This is a genomic window from Agrobacterium sp. CNPSo 2736 (assembly GCF_004005385.1).
Classification (GTDB): Bacteria; Pseudomonadota; Alphaproteobacteria; order Rhizobiales; family Rhizobiaceae; genus Agrobacterium; species Agrobacterium leguminum.
On sequence record NZ_RZTX01000001.1, the window covers coordinates 719,004 to 735,933 of the forward strand.

The 16,930-nt window shown below is 60.3% G+C and carries 18 protein-coding genes; 10 read left to right on the top strand and 8 right to left on the bottom strand.

The annotated features are described in order from the left end of the window. Positions 1-78 precede the first annotated feature (78 nt). The 6 genes from EM858_RS03290 to EM858_RS03315 all read right to left on the bottom strand — a co-directional run bounded on the left by EM858_RS03290 (position 79) and on the right by EM858_RS03315 (position 6,151). Complete coding sequence (locus EM858_RS03290) at positions 79-1,128, bottom strand: Gfo/Idh/MocA family oxidoreductase (protein ID WP_080819153.1); 1,050 nt, start codon at positions 1,126-1,128, stop codon at positions 79-81. Positions 1,129-1,134: 6 nt separating this feature from the next. After that, positions 1,135-1,920 (bottom strand): ThuA domain-containing protein, encoded by a 786-nt coding sequence (locus tag EM858_RS03295; protein ID WP_127755802.1) that lies wholly within the window; start codon positions 1,918-1,920, stop codon positions 1,135-1,137. A 57-nt stretch (positions 1,921-1,977) separates the two neighbouring features. Next, positions 1,978-3,006, bottom strand: coding sequence for an ABC transporter ATP-binding protein (locus tag EM858_RS03300; RefSeq protein WP_127755803.1), 1,029 nt, complete (start codon positions 3,004-3,006; stop codon positions 1,978-1,980). 10 nt (positions 3,007-3,016) lie between these two features. Further along, positions 3,017-3,850: a carbohydrate ABC transporter permease gene (locus EM858_RS03305; protein WP_003523786.1), complete on the bottom strand. Its 834-nt coding sequence runs from the start codon at positions 3,848-3,850 to the stop codon at positions 3,017-3,019. Then, the gene (locus EM858_RS03310; protein ID WP_127755804.1) at positions 3,847-4,821 is read right to left on the bottom strand and encodes a sugar ABC transporter permease; all 975 of its coding nucleotides are present in this window, start codon (positions 4,819-4,821) and stop codon (positions 3,847-3,849) included. The genes EM858_RS03305 and EM858_RS03310 overlap by 4 nt, the downstream gene beginning before the upstream one ends. A 64-nt stretch (positions 4,822-4,885) precedes the next feature. After that, positions 4,886-6,151 carry an ABC transporter substrate-binding protein gene (locus tag EM858_RS03315; RefSeq protein WP_080819150.1) on the bottom strand — a complete coding sequence of 422 codons (1,266 nt, stop codon included), beginning with the start codon at positions 6,149-6,151 and terminating at the stop codon, positions 4,886-4,888. Between the two features lie 269 nt (positions 6,152-6,420). Between EM858_RS03315 and EM858_RS03320 the strand changes: the two genes are divergently transcribed. From EM858_RS03320 to EM858_RS27370, 3 genes are all read left to right on the top strand, one after another. Continuing rightward, positions 6,421-7,434, top strand: coding sequence for a substrate-binding domain-containing protein (locus EM858_RS03320; protein WP_065656296.1), 1,014 nt, complete (start codon positions 6,421-6,423; stop codon positions 7,432-7,434). A 174-nt stretch (positions 7,435-7,608) separates the two neighbouring features. Next, positions 7,609-7,806 (top strand): hypothetical protein, encoded by a 198-nt coding sequence (locus EM858_RS03325; protein WP_003523793.1) that lies wholly within the window; start codon positions 7,609-7,611, stop codon positions 7,804-7,806. 229 nt (positions 7,807-8,035) lie between these two features. Then, entirely contained in the window at positions 8,036-8,230 is a 195-nt protein-coding gene (locus tag EM858_RS27370; RefSeq protein WP_080820950.1) for a hypothetical protein, read from the top strand. Here the strand turns inward: EM858_RS27370 and EM858_RS03335 are convergent. After that, the gene (locus EM858_RS03335) at positions 8,199-8,780 is read right to left on the bottom strand and encodes a DNA-3-methyladenine glycosylase (protein WP_127755805.1); all 582 of its coding nucleotides are present in this window, start codon (positions 8,778-8,780) and stop codon (positions 8,199-8,201) included. The two genes, EM858_RS27370 and EM858_RS03335, sit on opposite strands and share 32 nt — an antisense overlap. Before the next feature lie 97 nt (positions 8,781-8,877). Here EM858_RS03335 and EM858_RS27055 point away from each other — a divergent pair, with 97 nt between their 5' ends. The 4 genes from EM858_RS27055 (at position 8,878) to EM858_RS03355 (ending at position 12,090) form a co-directional block, all read left to right on the top strand. Continuing rightward, positions 8,878-9,273, top strand: coding sequence for a hypothetical protein (locus EM858_RS27055; protein ID WP_162936829.1), 396 nt, complete (start codon positions 8,878-8,880; stop codon positions 9,271-9,273). Continuing rightward, a complete protein-coding gene (locus tag EM858_RS03345) occupies positions 9,270-10,055 on the top strand; it encodes an SDR family NAD(P)-dependent oxidoreductase (RefSeq protein ID WP_127755806.1) in 786 nt (261 codons plus the stop codon). Before EM858_RS27055 ends, EM858_RS03345 begins: the two co-directional genes overlap by 4 nt. A 174-nt stretch (positions 10,056-10,229) precedes the next feature. Next, positions 10,230-11,285 (top strand): murein L,D-transpeptidase family protein, encoded by a 1,056-nt coding sequence (locus EM858_RS03350; protein WP_164865288.1) that lies wholly within the window; start codon positions 10,230-10,232, stop codon positions 11,283-11,285. A gap of 19 nt (positions 11,286-11,304) precedes the next feature. After that, positions 11,305-12,090, top strand: a complete 786-nt coding sequence (locus EM858_RS03355; protein ID WP_059758579.1) for a L,D-transpeptidase — start codon at positions 11,305-11,307, stop codon at positions 12,088-12,090. Positions 12,091-12,144: 54 nt separating this feature from the next. Here EM858_RS03355 and EM858_RS03360 read toward each other — a convergent pair whose 3' ends face one another. After that, positions 12,145-13,479, bottom strand: a complete 1,335-nt coding sequence (locus EM858_RS03360) for an aspartate aminotransferase family protein (protein ID WP_059758580.1) — start codon at positions 13,477-13,479, stop codon at positions 12,145-12,147. 144 nt (positions 13,480-13,623) lie between these two features. Here EM858_RS03360 and EM858_RS03365 point away from each other — a divergent pair, with 144 nt between their 5' ends. The 3 genes from EM858_RS03365 to EM858_RS03380 all read left to right on the top strand — a co-directional run bounded on the left by EM858_RS03365 (position 13,624) and on the right by EM858_RS03380 (position 16,923). Then, on the top strand, positions 13,624-14,172 hold the full coding sequence (locus EM858_RS03365) for a cupin domain-containing protein (RefSeq protein WP_003523802.1): 549 nt from the start codon (positions 13,624-13,626) through the stop codon (positions 14,170-14,172). Positions 14,173-14,791: 619 nt separating this feature from the next. Further along, complete coding sequence (locus EM858_RS03375; protein ID WP_003523803.1) at positions 14,792-15,472, top strand: sugar transferase; 681 nt, start codon at positions 14,792-14,794, stop codon at positions 15,470-15,472. A gap of 194 nt (positions 15,473-15,666) precedes the next feature. Further along, complete coding sequence (locus tag EM858_RS03380) at positions 15,667-16,923, top strand: polysaccharide biosynthesis/export family protein (protein WP_065656288.1); 1,257 nt, start codon at positions 15,667-15,669, stop codon at positions 16,921-16,923. The last annotated feature ends 7 nt before the right edge of the window (positions 16,924-16,930 follow it).

The following is a 16,930-nucleotide window of genomic DNA, read 5'->3' on the forward strand; positions in this document are numbered from 1 at the left end:
CCGACCCTTCGGGCCACCTTCTCCCCCTCGGGGAGAAGAAACATGCGGCAACGTTTTGCCGCATGTTGTTCTTTCATATCAAGCCGAAACAGCTACCTCACGCCGTTCCCGATCCGCAATGATCGATAGATCGAGCACCTTCTGCAGATTGGCGGCATGTCGGAAGTCCGGATCGGCGGGGCCGCCTTCCATGACGGCCTTGGCGAATTTTTCGTAATTCGTTGGCACCGGGTCGACATCGATGGTCTTCCAGATCGCCTTTTCCACATCCTCGCCGATGCAGGCCCGCAGGCTGGAATAATCCGGGGTGTGGATCACTTCCAATGCGCCCTTGTCGCCATGGATGCGCAGGCGGAGCTCGTTCAAGTGCCCTGTCGCCCAGCGGCTGGCGTGGATGACGCCCATTGCGCCGTTTTCCAGTTCGGCGGTCATGGTGAAGCTGTCATTGGCGTCGAGGTCGTAGACGCCAATTTTATTGCCTTCATATTTGTCGAAGGTCTTCAGCCGCGTGAAGATGCGTTCCACATCGCTGCCCGCGCCATAGGAGGCGAAGTCGAGAATGTGGATGCCGACATCGCCCAGTACGCCGTTGGAGCCATGCTTGGTGGAAAGCCGCCACAGCCACTTGCTCTCCGTCATCCAGTCGCCCCAGGCCTTGGAAACCAGCCAGCTCTGGAGATAGGAGGCTTCCAGATGCCGCACCTTGCCGATCTTGCCTGCCAGCACCATCTCGCGCGCCGCCTGCAAGGGGGCGACGTTGCGATAGGTTAGGTTGACCATGGCGACGAGGCCGGCTTTTTCGGCGGCATCGGCCATTTCGGCGGCCTTGGCGTAGTTTTCCGCCAAGGGCTTTTCGCAGAAGACATGCTTGCCGGCCGCCAGCAGTTTCAGGCTGGTGGGGTGGTGGATGGCATCCGGCGTGACATTCGCCGCCGCATCGAATTCACCCCAGGCAATGGCGTCATCCAGCGAGGTAAAGGAGAGCGGGATGTTGTGGCGGAGCGCAAAGCCGCGCACCACCACATCGTCCACATCCACCGCCGCGACCAGTTCGACGCCGGGGATTTGCGAGAAATAGGTGGCATGGTTGTTGGCCATGCCGCCGGTTCCGAGAATGAGAAGTCTCATGGCTTTTTACCTGTAACCTGCTTCGCCTGCCTTGTGCAGCTTGGGGCCGCGTTCTTCGATCGGCTCCAGCGCCTTGTCGACGGGAACATTGGGGGCATCGTGAATGCTCTTCAGTGGGCCAACCGGATTATAGGCCCATTTCACCGAGTTGCTGATGACCTTCTGGACATTGGCATCGTGATAGGTGGGATAGGTCTCGTGGCCGGGGCGGAAATAGAAGATATTGCCGGCGCCGCGACGCCAGGTGAGGCCGGAACGGAAGACCTCACCGCCCTGGAACCAGGAGATGAACACGGTTTCCAGCGGCTCCGGCACGGAGAACTGCTCGCCGTACATTTCCTCGTTTTCCAGCTCGAAATGCTCAGGCAGACCGGCGGCAATCGGGTGGCGCGGATTGATCGTCCACAGACGCTCGCGTTCACCCGCCTCACGCCATTTCAGCGCGCAGGGCGTGCCCATCAGCCGCTTGAACGGCTTGGAGAAGTGGCCGGAATGCAGGACGATGAGGCCCATGCCTTCCCAGACGCGTTTGGCAACACGCTCGACGATCTCGTCCTGCACCGCGCCATGGTCCTTGTGGCCCCACCAGACCAACACGTCGGTCTTGTCGAGGCGATCCTGCGACAGGCCGTGTTCCGGCTCCTGCAGCGTGGCGGTGGTGGCGTTGATCTCAGGATTCTGGTTCAGCGCGTCGGCAATGGTGTTGTGCATGCCGTTTGGATAGATCGAACGCACCGTCTCATTGATGTGTTCGTGGATATTTTCGCCCCATACAACGGTGTTGATGGTCATTTTCATGCTCCTCGGTGAAAGCCGGGACCTTGGGTGATCCCGGCGAAAGTGAAAAATTCAGGCAGCGCCCCGGGCGGGGTTACGGGCAAGCGCCCGGCCTTCGGCATCAAAACGATGGATCTGCGTCGCATCCGCCACGAGGGCGATACGCTCGCCCGCCTTGCGGTCGGTCACGCCTTCCTCGCGAACGACGACGGGTTCACCGGCGCCGATCTCGACATAGATGTAGCTGTCCGACCCGAGCATTTCCGAATGCACGATCTCACCGCTCCAGCCGCTGCCGTCGGTGGTGATGGTGATGTGCTCCGGGCGGATGCCGATGGTTTTTGCGCCTTCCGTCTCGGCATATTTGCCTGACAGGAAGTTCATCTTCGGTGAGCCGATGAAGCCGGCGACGAAGGTGTTGACCGGACTTTCGTAAAGCTCCAGCGGCGTGCCGATCTGCTCGACCCGGCCGTCACGCAGCACGCAAATGCGGTCGGCGAGCGTCATTGCCTCCACCTGGTCGTGGGTGACGTAGATCATCGTCGTGTCATGCATCGAGCGGTGCAGCTTGGCGATTTCCAGACGCGTGGCAACGCGCAATGCCGCATCAAGGTTGGAAAGTGGCTCGTCGAACAGGAACACCTTCGGATCGCGCACGATGGCGCGGCCGATGGCGACACGCTGGCGTTGGCCGCCGGAAAGCTGCTTTGGCACGCGCTCCAGATAGGGCGTGAGCTGCAGCATCTCGGCTGCCGCTTCGACGCGCTTCCTGCGCTGTTCCTTGTCCGCGCCTGATAGCTTCATGCCGAAGGCCATGTTTTCGAACACGGTCATGTGCGGATAAAGCGCATAGGACTGGAAGACCATGGCGACGCCGCGCTTGGCGGGCGGCAGGCGGTTGACCGTCTCGCCATCGAAGGAGAGCGTGCCGCCGGAAATTTCCTCCAGCCCGCAGATGAGGCGTAGCAGCGTGGACTTGCCACAGCCGGAAGGGCCGACGAAGACCATGAACTCGCCGGAGCGGATGTCCATGTCGATGCCCTTGATGACATGGAAGGCGCCGAAGGATTTGCGAAGATCGCGCAGTTGAATGGTGGTCATGATGTTTCTCCTAGCCTTTGACGCCGCCGGCGGTGAGGCCGGAGATGATGCGTCGCTGGAAGATCAGAACGAGGACGACGAGCGGGGCGGTGACGATGACGGAGGCCGCCATGATCGTTCCCCAGGGTATTTCGAACTGCGAGCCGCCCGACAGGAGCGCGATGGCGACAGGCACCGTGCGCTGCTCGTTCGATGAGGTGAAGGTGAGCGCGAAGAGGAACTCGTTCCACGCCGCGATGAAGGCGAGAAGCCCGGTCGTAACGAGCGCCGGCCACATCAGCGGCATGAACACCTGGGTTATGATGACCCATGGCGTTGCGCCATCGACGATTGCCGCTTCCTCGATCTCGATCGGCAGGTCGCGCATGAAGGTTGTCAGCACCCAGACCGTGAAGGGCAGGGTGAAGATCATGTAGGAAAAGATCAGCGCTAAGGGCGTGTTGAAGATGCCCGCCCAGCGGATCAGTTCGAACAGGCCGGCGAGCACGGCGATCTGCGGGAACATCGAAACCGACAGGATGGTGAGCAGCAGCAGCGCGCGGCCACGGAAGCGGACGCGGGCGAGAGCATAGGACGCCGTTACCGCGAGGAACAGCGAGAGTATGACGACGGAAGATGCGACAAACAGCGAATTGCCGAGATTGCGCAGGAAAGTGCCGTTGCCGATGACGAAGCTGTAGTTGGTCAGCGAGAAGTCACGCGGCCAATAATTGACCTGGAACAGCGCCGAGCCGGATTTCAGGCTCGTCAGGATCGCGTAATAAAACGGGAATACCGAAATCACCATGATGATGGCGACCAGCGCGTAGAAGGCGGTGGTTTTCAGGATGCTTGGCAGGGTCATCGCGCGGCTCCATCGGTGTTGACGCGCCCGAGCCACATGTAGATGACCGTGATCGAGGCGATGATGAGGAACAGCATGGTGGAGGCGGCGGCGCCATAGGAGAACTTGTCGAAATCGAACAGGTTCTCACGCGCCAGCACCGACATGGTGCGGGTCTGGGCATTATTCGGCGTCAGGATGTAGATGAGGTCGAAGACGCGCATCGCATCCAGCATGCGGAAGATGACGGCGACCATGAGTGCGGGTCGGATCATCGGCAGGGTGACACGGAAGAACACCTTGACCGGATGAATGCCATCCACCTTGGCCGCCTCATACATGTCCTTCGGCACCATCTGCAGGCCGGCAAGGATGAGCAGCGCCATGAAGGGCGTCGTCTTCCAGATGTCGACGATCAGCACGGCCACCATCGCGGTTTCAGGATTGGCGGTCCAGGCGATCTTGTTGGAGATCAGTCCGAGATTGAGGAACAGGTCGTTCAAGATGCCGAACTGGTCGTTCAGCATCCACGCCCACATCTGCGCCGAGACGATGGTCGGAATGGCCCAGGGCACGAGAATGGCGGCGCGCACGAGGCCTCGTCCCCTAAATTCGGCATTCAGCACCAGCGCGACGATGAGGCCGAGTATCGTTTCGAGGCTGACGGAGACGACGGTGAATTTCAGCGTATTGAGAACCGCGCCCCACCATGCGGGATCGGCAAGCAGGCCGCGATAGATGGTGCGGCCGCTGCTGAGCGTGATCCAGGTGAGATAGTTCTTGAGGCCGACGAACTGCGCACCCTCGAGATTGGTGAGCGAAGCGTCGGTAAGGCTGAACCAGACGGTGCGCACCAGCGGCCAGCCCGCCACCAGCGCCAGCACCAGAAATGTGGGGGCAAGAAACAGCCAGGCGGATTTCAGACGTTCCGACTGCAGATCGGAGCCGGTGCCGGCTGCCGCGACCGGTCTTTGAAGGGCGATGTCGTTCATGGGGATATCTCGCGGTTGGGGCGCGGGAAACGATCAGGCTAGACCATCTCCCGCGCGGGCCGGATTACCAGCCGTTGCCTTTGAGATCGGTCAGTTCAACCTCGAGAAGTTCGAGATTTTCCGCCGCCGTGCCGTTGCCGGAGAGCGTGTTGTGCACGGCGCCCCAGAATTTGGCGGAAACCTCGTTATATTTCACCTTGGCCGAGGCGGAAGGACGCGGAACGGCGGTCTCAAAGATCGGCTTCCATGTCGGCATAAAGGGCTGCGCGGCGGCGACATCCTTGTCGTCGTAAAGGGATGCGATCGTCGGCATGTTGGAGAGCTGGATCGCGCGCATCTTCTGGGTGTCTTTCGACGCCAGGAATTTAACGAGCTGAATGGCTGCTTCCTGATCGTCGGAATATTTCGAAACGGCGAGGTTCCAGCCGCCGAGTGTCGAGGCAGGGGCTTCGCCTTCCGCGCCAGCCGGCAGCGGGGTGACGCCGAACTTGCCCTTGATGGCGCTGTCGTCGCCATTACCCAGTGCGTATGCATAAGGCCAGTTGCGCATGAAGACGGAATTGCCGGTCTGCCAGACGCCGCGCGCTTCCTCTTCCTTGTATGCAAGCACGCCCTGCGGCGCGATGGTGCCGACCCAGCCCTTGGCGGTTTCGATGGCCGCTGCGGCCTTCTCATTGTTGACGGAGATATCGCCGTTGGTCTCGACAATATGGCCGCCGCCGGCGGAAGCGATCCATTCCAGCGCGTTGCAGGTCAGGCCTTCATATGCGCTGCCCTGGAAAACGAAGCCCCAGAGATCCTTCTGGCCAGCCTCGCGCTCCTTGTCCTGGATTTCTTTGGCGGTCTCGCTCAGTTCCTTCCAGGTCTTCGGCGGCTGCTTGCCGTATTTTTCCAGAAGGTCCTTGCGGTAGAACAGCGCCGGCGCATCGGTGAACATCGGCATGGCGACGAGCTTGCCATCAACCGTCTGCGACGCGACGATGGAGGGGAAATGATCACCAATGACATCCTTGGTCGCTGCGGTCAGATCCACGAATTGGTCGGCCAGCTGCGGCGCCCAGATCACGTCCGTCTGGTAGACGTCGACATCCTTGTTGCCGGCGGCAAGCCACAGCCGGTACTGGCTGAACTGCTCGCTGGACGATGACGGCATGGTGACGAGATTGACCTTGTGACCGGTCTCTTTCTCGAAGGCGGCGATGCGTTCGCGGAAGAACGCGACGTTCTTGCCGGTCGAATTGGCGGCGATCGAAAGCTCGGCCGCCTCAGCCGAAATAGCGGCGGAAAACGCAGCCCCGCACAGGAACAAAGTCTTCATGGAAATATTCATTGTCAAACTCCTCCGTTGACGCTTCCGATTGTCCTCAAAATTGAAAGCGCTTTTGACCGACGCGAGGCTCTCAAAAGCTGAGCTATCTGTCAATACTCTTTCTAATCCCCCGGAAATCGGCTGTTTTCGCCTGCAATTTTTCGGCGTTTGCCTTTGGGAATGATCAACTGTAAGGTTTCAGGTGGGAGAAAATTGAAATCGTTTTCAATTTTTGTCGGCTTGAAAAATCCGCGGCGGCGACGCATGCAGGGGCAAATTGGCAAAAAATTATGAAGCTTAAGGAATTCGCAGAAAAAGTCGGGCTCTCGCCCACCACCGTCAGCCGGGCGCTGGGCGGCTACCCCGAGGTGCGCGAGGAAACGCGCCAGCGGGTGATGGAGGCTGCGCTGAAATACGGCTACCGGCCGAATGCCAATGCCGTCAGGCTGGCGACGGGCAGGGCAGGCGCCATCGGCGTCGTCATGGGCCGTTCGGGCGGCGGGCACTTCTTTTCCGAATTCATGGGTGGCATGGCGACCCGGCTGGAACGGGAAGAGACCGATATTCTCGTCAGCGTCACCGTCGACAATAATCTCGATGAGGAACTGGCGATTTTCAGCCGGCTGGCGGCGAGCGGCCGGGTGGATGGCATTATCGTGCATTCGCCCCGCCCCGAGGATGAGCGTATCGCGCTGCTCAACCGGTTGGGTGTGCCCTTCATCGTGCATGGCCGCTCAAAGACGCCTTTCGAACATGCCTGGCTCGATATCGACAACCACGATGTGACCTATCGTCCGACGATCCATTTTCTGGAGCGCGGACACAGGCGCATCGCCCTTATCAATGGTCCGGTTGGCCGCACCTTCGTGCAGGACCGCGAGCAGGGTTTTCGCGAGGCGCTGGCCACGCACGGCATTACGCCGGATCCGCGCTTCATGATGAATGAGCACTTCAGCGAAGAAACGGCCTTTCGCTTCGCCCGCTCGCTGCTGGAACAGACGCCGCGCCCAACCGCCTTTGTGGCGGGTGCGATGATGACGGCGCAGGGTGTCTATCGCGCCGCGACGCAGATGGGGCTGACGATCGGCAAGGATGTCTCCGTCATCGCCCATGACGACGTGTTTCCTTATCTCACGCCGGAAAGCATGATGCCGCCGCTTTCCACCACCCGCTCGCCCATGCGGATGGCGGGCATGCGGGTGACGGACCTGCTTTTGCAGATCATCGGCGGCCGTCCCGTCCGCGAGGTTCAGGAATTGTGGCCGGTAGAACTGATCTTGCGGGAATCGGTCGGGCCAGCCTGAACTTCTCGGCATAGCTCACTGATTCCACTCCATTTTGTGAACGTCAGTTGATAACGTTCGCCTTTCATCATCTATACGTCCGCGCCGTCTCATGTATAATCGGAACAGTCACGGGCGTTATGGAACAGGACCCGGACCGGCGCGTTGAGGGGACGTGTCGAAGGAGGTGGACGGATGTTTGAATTTTTAAAACCGCAACAGCAGACTGTGATCGATGATGTCGAGGCGACCGGCACCTATGCCGATGCGCTGCTCAACGTTCCGAGCCCCGAACTTAACCGTTCGACCGCTCGCGAGCATGGTCATGAAGCCCATTCCCGCGACTATTGCGAAAATCGCGATATTTCCCGCAGCGCGCTCGGTTTCGCCTGAGCCATCGCAAAAACCTTCCTAAAAAACGGAACGGACAGGCCGTGCCCGCGTTTTCCCTGTACGACCCACAGGGCGGCGCAACCGGACCGAAGGGACCTGACCGGCATTTGACCGATAGGCGAATTGGGTGTTGCGCCGCCTGATTGGCGACAGCGCAAACGCGCTGTCCCACGAGATAAAAACGCAGCTTGTGCCCATTGTGGCAAAGCGTGTTTATCAGGAGGCCGCGATGCCAGCCGTTCCCGTTGAGCCCTATCCCGAACCGCCGATGCCAGTGCCGCCGCAGCCGGATATTCCGCCGGTGGAAGAACCGGAGCCCGACCGGTTGCCGGACGAGGTGCCGACACCCAACCCCGACGAAAACGACGGGCCGCCGAAGGTGCTCTCGTGTTTCACGCCTCTCCGCTCTCGAATTTCTTGCTGACGAAAGCCGAGCCCTTGAGCCCGAAGCGCCATGGATATTCCGTCGCGCGGCTGATGCCGATTCGTCTGCCGCTGGTGACGGCGGCGGCTTCCTTCGGCAACCGCAGGAAAAACGGCGCTGCGTTCAACGGCGCGCCGTCCATGTCCCCCGTAATCGCCAGCGCCTGACAGAGCCTGCCCGGACCTGAGCAGAGAAGTTTCGGCTTGTCAGTTCCCCGTCGCAGTTTCATCATGTCTATGCCGGTCAGGGGTTCGATGGCGCGCAGAAGCACGGCGGAACCCGGGGCGCAGACAAAGTTGGCGCACCAGTGAATACCATAGGACCGGTAAACATAAAGACGGCCGGCCGGGCCGAACATTGCCCTGTTGCGCGGGGTCTGCCCGTTGAAACTGTGGGATGCGGGGTCGTCCGGATGATAGGCTTCGGTCTCCACGATGATGCCGCCGGTATTGCCGATGCGGAACTCCGCGCCGATGAGGGCTCGGGCCACATCCAGCGCATCGCGCAGGAAGAAACTCTCCTGCATTTCCGGGCCAAAGGCCTGATCCATCTGGAACCCTTCCGCTCTGCCATCGTTGTGAATTCAGGTTCTAACCGTTTTCCAGCATCGGATTCGTACCGGTGCTTTTCAAGCCGGAGGGCATGTCATGCAACTTTCGACGACCTATGTAAAACGCAATAACGGGGTTATCTCCGTCGAGTTCGTCGGCAACGACGGCGATCAGGTCTCTGTTCGCCTCGCCGACGGCCTTGAAGGGATCGACGATGCCGAGGCCATCAAGCGGGCGAGCGCGGTGATGGTGCAACTGACCGCCTTCGGAACGCGCCATGGTGCGGATGCGCCTTCGCAATTTTCTGCTCTCGGCACGGCGCAGGACGATGCGTCTCAGGGATTGCTGCACGGGCAGGCGAGCGCACGCACCGCGCGGGACCGCGAGATTCTGGAGGAAGAGCTTGAGGAGGGGCTGGAGGACAGCTTTCCGGCGAGTGATCCCGTCTCGGCGACGGTCACGTCCATTGCTTCCCGAAAAGGAGGGCAATGACATTGACCGTTCGCAAAGTTGCTCTGGTAACCGGCGCTGGCTCCGGCATTGGGCGCGCCGCCGCCCTTCATCTGTCGGCGCAGGGTTTTGCGGTCGGTCTGTTGGGCCGCACCGAATCGGAATTGAACGATGTCGCCCGGGAAATAGGCGCCGCATCCGGTTCTTCGAAGGTGCTTGTGGCCGATGTGGCGGATGAAGCGGCGATGCGTCACGCGGTCGCAGCGCTGGTTGAGGATTTCGGCCGGCTTGACGTCGTGGTGGCCAATGCCGGCGTCAACGGCGTCTGGGCGCCCATCGATGAGCTGAAACCGTCCGAATGGGACGATACGATCCGCATCAACCTGCGCGGCACCTATCTCACCGTCCATGCCAGCGTGCCGCATCTGAAAGCGGCCGGCGGCGGGTCCATCGTCATCATTTCGTCGATCAATGGCACCCGCACCTTCACATCGCCCGGTGCTACGGCCTATTCCGTGACGAAGGCCGGGCAACTCGCCATGGCACAACAACTGGCGCTGGAGCTGGGGCGTCATCGTATTCGCGTCAATGCGGTTTGTCCGGGCGAAATCGAAACGGCAATCGATGAAAATACCGATATACGCGGGCGGGAAAAAACGGAGGTTCCAGTCCGTTTTCCGGCTGGGGATATTCCGGTAACCGGCGGCGTGGCCGGCACCAGCGATGATGTCGCTGCGCTGATCGGTTTTCTGGCGTCGGATGCGTCCCGCCACATTACCGGCACGCCGGTATGGATCGATGGCGGCCAGGGGCTGCTTCGATAATCGCGGCAGGCACTTTCACTGCCCACCCCATCACGGGCTTGTGTGCTTATGATTAACGAATGGGTAACGTCTGTTCACGAGACTTTGTCCATAAGCGAGGTTGCCGTGTTGTGGCCACCTTCGATAGTTAAGCGTCTGCCGGAAAGGCGGGCAAATCAGGCGGGCAGACGATCCATGGGCATGCAGGCATTGCTGGATTTCGCGGTTGCGGGGTTGCGGCAAAAGGTAAGGGCAGGGGCAAGAATGGCCGTGATCGTTGCGATCGGTGGCAGCCTTGCCGCGTGCACTTCCATGGGGCTCGACAGCGTCAAGAAGGACCCGCCGAAACTGTCGTCCAAGATGATGGCGCAGATGTCGGCCAAGGGCATGCGCCCGGAAAGCCCTGTCCTCGTTCGCATTTTCAAGCAGGAAAGCGAGCTTGAGGTCTGGAAGGTCGACAAGACCGGAAATTACGCGTTGCTCAAGGCCTATCCCATGTGCCGCTGGTCCGGAAAGCTCGGCCCCAAGATGAAGACGGGTGACCGGCAGGCGCCGGAAGGGTTTTATCATGTCTCGGCCGGCATGCTGAACCCGAACTCACAATATTACGTCTCCTTCAATCTCGGTTATCCCAACCGGCTGGAATCGGCGCTCGGTTACACCGGTGAGGCGCTGATGGTGCATGGCGCCTGCTCCTCTTCCGGCTGCTACGCCATGACGGATGCCCAGGTGGGCGAGATTTACGCCATCGTCGCGCGTGCGCTTCAGGGCGGGCAGGACCGTTTTCAGGTACAGGCCTATCCCTTCCGCATGAGCGCCCGGAATATGGTGGCACATCGGGACGACCCCAACATGCCGTTCTGGAAAACGCTGAAGGAAGGCTACGATTATTTCGAGGTGACGCGCCGGCAGCCGAAGGTTTCCGTCTGCGGCCGTCGTTATGTCTTCAACAGCGAATTTGCCGGAGGCGAACCTGCCGATCCGCTGGCGGCCTGCCCGCCGGCCATCAACCAGCAGGATCCGCTGGTGGCTTCGAAACTGGCCGAAGAGCAACAAAAATTTGCCGCCGCGATGAGTGAGGGAACTTCCAGCCCGCTCAGCGCGTATGTAGACGGCGGCATGCATCCGAGCTTCCGGGCCATTTTGAAATCGAACGGCGCCAAGGCCATGGCATCGCAGGTTTCCGGCACGAAGTACCCTATCAGCCGCCCAGAGGCGGCGCTGGCAGATCCCTTTGCCGGCGTGAGATGACGTAAATGAGGTTTTTCAATTGAACGAGACGACGACGACCCGGCGGGGTTTCCTGCTTGGAGCAGGTGGACTGGCGCTTGCCGGCCTTGCGGGCTGCAACACAACCGCGCGTGAGGCCGCCCGGCCTGCAGCGCCCGCGGACGACCCGATGTATGCCCTGATGTACGGTCCCAAGCCGGACGAGCAGTTCCCGCTGCCGGAAATCCCCTACAAGCGGATTCCGCGTCAGTTCCTGCGGCAGATGGTGGCGAACCCGACGGGTGAACGCCCCGGCGTCATCGTCGTCGATACCGCCAATCATTTTCTCTATCTCACTTATGAGAACAATCAGGCCATGCGTTATGGCGTCGGTCTCGGCCGCGCGGGCTTTGAATGGGCCGGCCGCGGTGTCATTCAGTACAAGCGGCAATGGCCGCGCTGGACGCCGCCCGATGAGATGATCGCGCGCCAGCCGGAACTGGAACCCTATAGCAGCCGCAATGGCGGCATGGAGCCGGGCCTCAAGAACCCGCTCGGCGCGCGCGCGCTCTATATCTTCAAGGATGGTAAGGACACGATCTACCGCCTGCATGGCTCGCCGGAATGGTGGACTATCGGCAAGTCGGTATCCTCCGGCTGCGTGCGCCTGCTGAACCAGGATATCATCGATCTTTATAACCGCGTGCCCGATGGCACGCCGATCGTGGTGACGGCGCTCGGCCCCGCACAGCAGGGCGTGCCGATCGGCCAGGAAGGTGTGCCGGTGGCGCAATATGGCAACGGTGTGATCGGCGACGGCCTCTCGCAACCGATGCAGGCCTACTGACAGGGCACAAAAAAGGCCGCGCTTCCCGGCGCGGCCTTTTTGTTTGCATGGTCTTTACTGCGCGCGCTTCAGCGCATCGCCGAGGATCGAGACGATATCGTCGAAATGGGATTTTTCGGCGATCAGCGGCGGCGAAAGCGCGATGATGTCGCCGGTAACGCGAATGAGCAGGCCGCGCTCGAAGCAATCCACGAAGACATCATAGGCGCGTGCGCCAGCAGCACCGTCGCGCGATTGCAGCTCAATGCCGGCGATGAAGCCTATGGTGCGGATGTCGATGACATTCGGCAGGCCCTTCAGGGAATGGATGGCGTCGTGCCAGACATCCTGCAATTCGGCCGCGCGGGTGAAAAGGCCCTCATCGCGATAGATGTCGAGCGTCGCGATACCCGCGGCGCAGGCGACGGGGTGGCCGGAATAGGTATAGCCGTGGAACAGTTCGATCTGGTTTTCCGGCCCATGCATCAGCGCATCGTGCACCTTGCGGCTGGTGAAGACCGCACCCATCGGGATCGCGCCGTTGGTCAGTCCCTTGGCGGTGGTGACGATATCGGGCGTAACGCCGAAATAGTTGGTGGCGAAGGTGGAGCCCATGCGGCCGAAACCGGTGATGACCTCATCGAAGATCAAGAGGATGCCGTGCTTGTCGCAGATGGCGCGCAGGCGCTCCAGATAACCCTTCGGCGGCACCAGCACGCCGGTGGAGCCGGCGACCGGTTCGACGATGCAGGCGGCGATGGTTTCCGCGCCATGCAGGGCGACCAGCCGTTCCAGATCGTCGGCAAGTTCGGCGCCGTGCTCGGGCTGGCCTTTCACGAAGCTGTTCTTCGCCGGATCATGGGTGTGACGCAGGTGGTCTGCGGGGATTTGCGGGAAAACGCGACGGTTGTTGACGAGGCCGCCCACGGAGATGCCGCCGAAACCGACGCCATGATAACCGCGCTCACGACCGATCAACCGGCTGCGGGTGCCCTGGCCGATGGCGCGCTGGTAGGCGATGGCGATCTTCAGCGCCGTATCGACCGATTCCGACCCGGAGCCCGTATAGAAGACACGGTCCAGTTTCGCACCTTCCGGGCCGGGCGCAATTTCCGCCAGCCGCTCGGCGAATTCAAAGGCAACCGGGTGGCCCATCTGGAAGGAGGGCGCGTAATCCATGGTCGAAAGCTGGTGCTTGACGGCAGACGCGATCTGCTGGCGGCCGTGGCCGGCGTTGACGCACCAAAGGCCAGCCGTGCCGTCGAGAACCTGGCGGCCGTCATTGCTGGTGTAATACATGCCTTCGGCGCTCGTCAGCAGGCGGGGATTGGCCTTGAACTGCCGGTTGGCGGTAAACGGCATCCAGTAGCTGTCAAGCGAGGTGGAATTGGATCGGCTCGGGTTGTCCATGGTGGTCTCCTGTTCGTTGCCGGTGATTGAATGCTATTTTCGCGACTGAACAAGCCCTTTTCTCTCTGTGGCCAAGCCATTGAAAATGCTATAGGCCTGAACGCGGATTTTCGATATTTCGAACAAGGGCAACGGGGCTCAGGCATGTCGGTAGATATAGGCGGGCGTTTGCGCCATTTGCGGTTACGCCACAATATTTCCCAGCGGGAACTGGCAAGACGCGCCGGTGTCACCAATTCGACGATTTCTCTAATCGAATCCAACACCTCGAACCCTTCCGTCGGTGCGTTGAAACGAATTCTCGACGGCATACCGATAGGCCTTGCCGAGTTTTTCGCTTTCGAGCCGGAGACGAGCCGCAAGGCTTTTTACCGGGCGGATGAACTGGTTGAAATCGGCAAGGGTCCGATATCCTTCCGGCAGGTGGGTGAGAATGTCTTCGGCCGCAGCCTGCAAATCCTCAAGGAATGTTACCAGCCGGGCGCCGATACCGGCAAGGTGCCGCTGGTTCACGATGGCGAGGAAGGAGGAATAATCCTCTCCGGACGGCTGGAAGTGACGGTCGATGAGGAGAGGCGGGTGCTCGGGCCTGGGGACGCCTATTATTTCGAAAGCCGCAGGCCGCATCGTTTCCGTTGCGTCGGTCCCGTGCCCTGTGAGGTCATCAGCGCCTGCACACCGCCAACCTTCTGATTCCAGCGGTTTTTGCGCCTCGTAACGCTCGTAGAACGGTCAAGTCGAGGCAATTCGGTAAAAAAGGGCCGGGAGCTACGGCAATTTTGCGTGGCTGCCATGACTAGAATGCAGTTTCCTGCCACTCTTTTGCCGTGTTTGCGCCCCTTTAGCGATTTTTCCATCGCTTTTTCTTGGTGGCCTGGCAATGTCAGGCAAAAAAATCCCGGCCGATATGTCAAATTTTATATGCATTGCCACAATCTTGCTGCGATGCAAAAAATTTTTATATTCCGTTACAGGCGTGGCTGTTCTTAACGTTCCTGTCTCATCTCGCCAAGTCATAAGAAACACATAAGAAAAGACTGTCGCCGGCACAAAACCCAATACATGCCGGGGCGGTACCCATGCTCTCAACACATGGCCGTCGGCACATTTGTTGCTTTTTTATGCAACCGTTAATATTGCCCGGACGTTGATCGGCCGCTCGCGCAAGAAATCGCATAGACGGTTATGGCCAATGTGCCTTACAAAAAATCCATTAGCATCAAATTCCGAACACAGACTTGTTATCTCTTTTAGACGGAAAGACGCGCCTCCGGGCACCGACCAATCGCAAAACATAAATGGAGTTCTCTCTATGAAGTCCGCGACCCAATCGGCTGAACAGACACTCAGCAGCTCCGAAGATTTCGATGTCAGTTTCCCTATCGGGGGCATCGCAAAACGCAGCTTCGATATGACATCGGCTGCGCTTGCGCTGCTCATCTTCAGCCCGATATTCCTGTTGATCGCCGCGCTGGTGAAATTGTCTGATCCCGGCCCGATCTTTTATGGCCACCGGCGTGTGGGACATAATGGCCGCTATTTCCATTGCCTGAAGTTCAGGACGATGGCGATGAACGGCGATGAGATTCTGCGGCAATATCTTGCCGCCAATCCGGAAGCCGCCGAAGAATGGCGCGCCACCCGCAAGCTCAAGAACGACCCGCGCGTTACGGCTGTCGGCGCCGTGCTGCGCAAGCTCTCGCTCGACGAACTGCCGCAGCTGCTCAACATCATCCGCGGCGAAATGAGCGTGGTTGGCCCACGCCCGGTCGTCGATGAGGAGCTGAGCTATTATGAAAGCGCTGCCGCTTATTATCTCAGCACCCGCCCTGGCCTGACCGGCCTGTGGCAGATCAGCGGCCGCAACGACGTATCCTACAAGACCCGCGTCGCTTTCGACACGCACTATGTGCAGAACTGGTCGATGCGGCAGGATGTCTTCATCATCGTCAAGACCATTCCCGCCGTGTGCCTTTCACGCGGAAGCTACTGAAAACCGATATTGAGTTCGGCTTTATCGATCTTCGTTTCGACACGCACCCCGACCGGGATCCCAAGTCCGGTCTTTGGGTGCGTCATTGGTGCTAATCATACCGGCCGCTTTTCGCGGCGCTGTGCAGCCGGCCTTGCCCAGTTGCGCGACGGCCGGATCGCCCGTGTGGCGATCCGCTAACAGGGAGTTTCCCGATGAACGGCTTGTCTGCCGCCCGCCGCCCGTTTGTGGCCTTCGTATTTGCCGCTTCCGTCGCCCTTGCCGCGCCGCTTTCCGCCATGGCTGCGGATGGCGCTCAATATAAGCTCGGTACCGCTGACAAGCTGCGTATCCGCGTTGCCGAATGGCAGCCGGCGGATGGCAGCATCCGCAACTGGGATGTGATCAACGGCGATTATTCCGTCGGCCCATCGGGCGCGCTGTCCCTGCCTTTCATCGGTCAGCTGGATGTTGCGGGCAAGACCCCATCGGAGGTCAGCGAAGAGATTGGAGCCCAGCTTCAGAGCAAGTTCGCCCTTCGCAACCTGCCTTCGGCCTCCGTCGAAATCGCGCAGTTCCGGCCGATCTTCTTGAGCGGCGACGTGCAGACGCCGGGTGAATATCCCTATGCCGCCAATCTCACGGTGCTGAAGGCGGTCAGCCTTGCCGGCGGCCTGCGGCGCTCCGATGCCGGGCAGCGTTTTGCCCGCGACTTCATCAATGCCCGTGGTGACGCCGCCGTCTATGACAATCAGCGCGCAAGGCTGCTCGCCCGTCAGGCGCGGCTGGTCGCCGAGGTCAAGGGTGACGCGACCATCGCCAAGACGCCTGAAATGGAAAAGATCGGCGAGATCGACGTGCTGCTGGCCAGCGAAAGCGCGCTGATGAAATCGCGCACCGAACGTTACACCCTGCAGCTCAAGGCGCTGACGGACCTGCACGCCCTTCTGCAGAGCGAAGTCGAATCCCTGAAGAAGAAATCAGAGACGCAGAATCGTCAGCTCCAGCTTGCCAACGAGGACCGCGACCGCGTCAACCGGCTGAACGAGCAGGGGCTTGCGCTGTCGCAACGGCGCATTTCCGCGGAAGAACGCGCGGCGGAAGTGGAATCCAACCTGCTCGATATCGATACGCAGTCGCTGCGCGCCAAACAGGATATCAACAAGGCGACCCAGGACGAGATCAACCTGCGTAACGACTGGGTGGCGCAGCGCTCCAAGGAATTGCAGGATACGGAAGCGGAACTGGACAAGCTCAATCTGCAGCTCACCACCAGCCGCGAATTGATGTCGGAAGCGCTGGCGCAATCGGCCGAAGCGATCCGTTTCGATCCGTCGGGCAAGTCCGCGACGATCAGCTATGTCGTGGTGCGTGAGGAAAACGGCAAGCCGAAGGAGCTGAAGGTGGATGAAAACGCCATGCTCCAGCCCGGCGATGTCATCAAGGTCTCGTCTGAAATCCTGATGCAGTGAGGTTTCA

Coding starts and splice junctions, on each gene's coding strand:
- EM858_RS03290 (WP_080819153.1), bottom strand. CDS start 1,128: ATGAGACTTCTCATTCTCGGAACCGGCGGCATGGCCAACAACCATGCC.
- EM858_RS03295 (WP_127755802.1), bottom strand. CDS start 1,920: ATGACCATCAACACCGTTGTATGGGGCGAAAATATCCACGAACACATC.
- EM858_RS03300 (WP_127755803.1), bottom strand. CDS start 3,006: ATGACCACCATTCAACTGCGCGATCTTCGCAAATCCTTCGGCGCCTTC.
- EM858_RS03305 (WP_003523786.1), bottom strand. CDS start 3,850: ATGACCCTGCCAAGCATCCTGAAAACCACCGCCTTCTACGCGCTGGTC.
- EM858_RS03310 (WP_127755804.1), bottom strand. CDS start 4,821: ATGAACGACATCGCCCTTCAAAGACCGGTCGCGGCAGCCGGCACCGGC.
- EM858_RS03315 (WP_080819150.1), bottom strand. CDS start 6,151: ATGAATATTTCCATGAAGACTTTGTTCCTGTGCGGGGCTGCGTTTTCC.
- EM858_RS03320 (WP_065656296.1), top strand. CDS start 6,421: ATGAAGCTTAAGGAATTCGCAGAAAAAGTCGGGCTCTCGCCCACCACC.
- EM858_RS03325 (WP_003523793.1), top strand. CDS start 7,609: ATGTTTGAATTTTTAAAACCGCAACAGCAGACTGTGATCGATGATGTC.
- EM858_RS27370 (WP_080820950.1), top strand. CDS start 8,036: ATGCCAGCCGTTCCCGTTGAGCCCTATCCCGAACCGCCGATGCCAGTG.
- EM858_RS03335 (WP_127755805.1), bottom strand. CDS start 8,780: ATGGATCAGGCCTTTGGCCCGGAAATGCAGGAGAGTTTCTTCCTGCGC.
- EM858_RS27055 (WP_162936829.1), top strand. CDS start 8,878: ATGCAACTTTCGACGACCTATGTAAAACGCAATAACGGGGTTATCTCC.
- EM858_RS03345 (WP_127755806.1), top strand. CDS start 9,270: ATGACATTGACCGTTCGCAAAGTTGCTCTGGTAACCGGCGCTGGCTCC.
- EM858_RS03350 (WP_164865288.1), top strand. CDS start 10,230: ATGGGCATGCAGGCATTGCTGGATTTCGCGGTTGCGGGGTTGCGGCAA.
- EM858_RS03360 (WP_059758580.1), bottom strand. CDS start 13,479: ATGGACAACCCGAGCCGATCCAATTCCACCTCGCTTGACAGCTACTGG.
- EM858_RS03365 (WP_003523802.1), top strand. CDS start 13,624: ATGTCGGTAGATATAGGCGGGCGTTTGCGCCATTTGCGGTTACGCCAC.
- EM858_RS03375 (WP_003523803.1), top strand. CDS start 14,792: ATGAAGTCCGCGACCCAATCGGCTGAACAGACACTCAGCAGCTCCGAA.
- EM858_RS03380 (WP_065656288.1), top strand. CDS start 15,667: ATGAACGGCTTGTCTGCCGCCCGCCGCCCGTTTGTGGCCTTCGTATTT.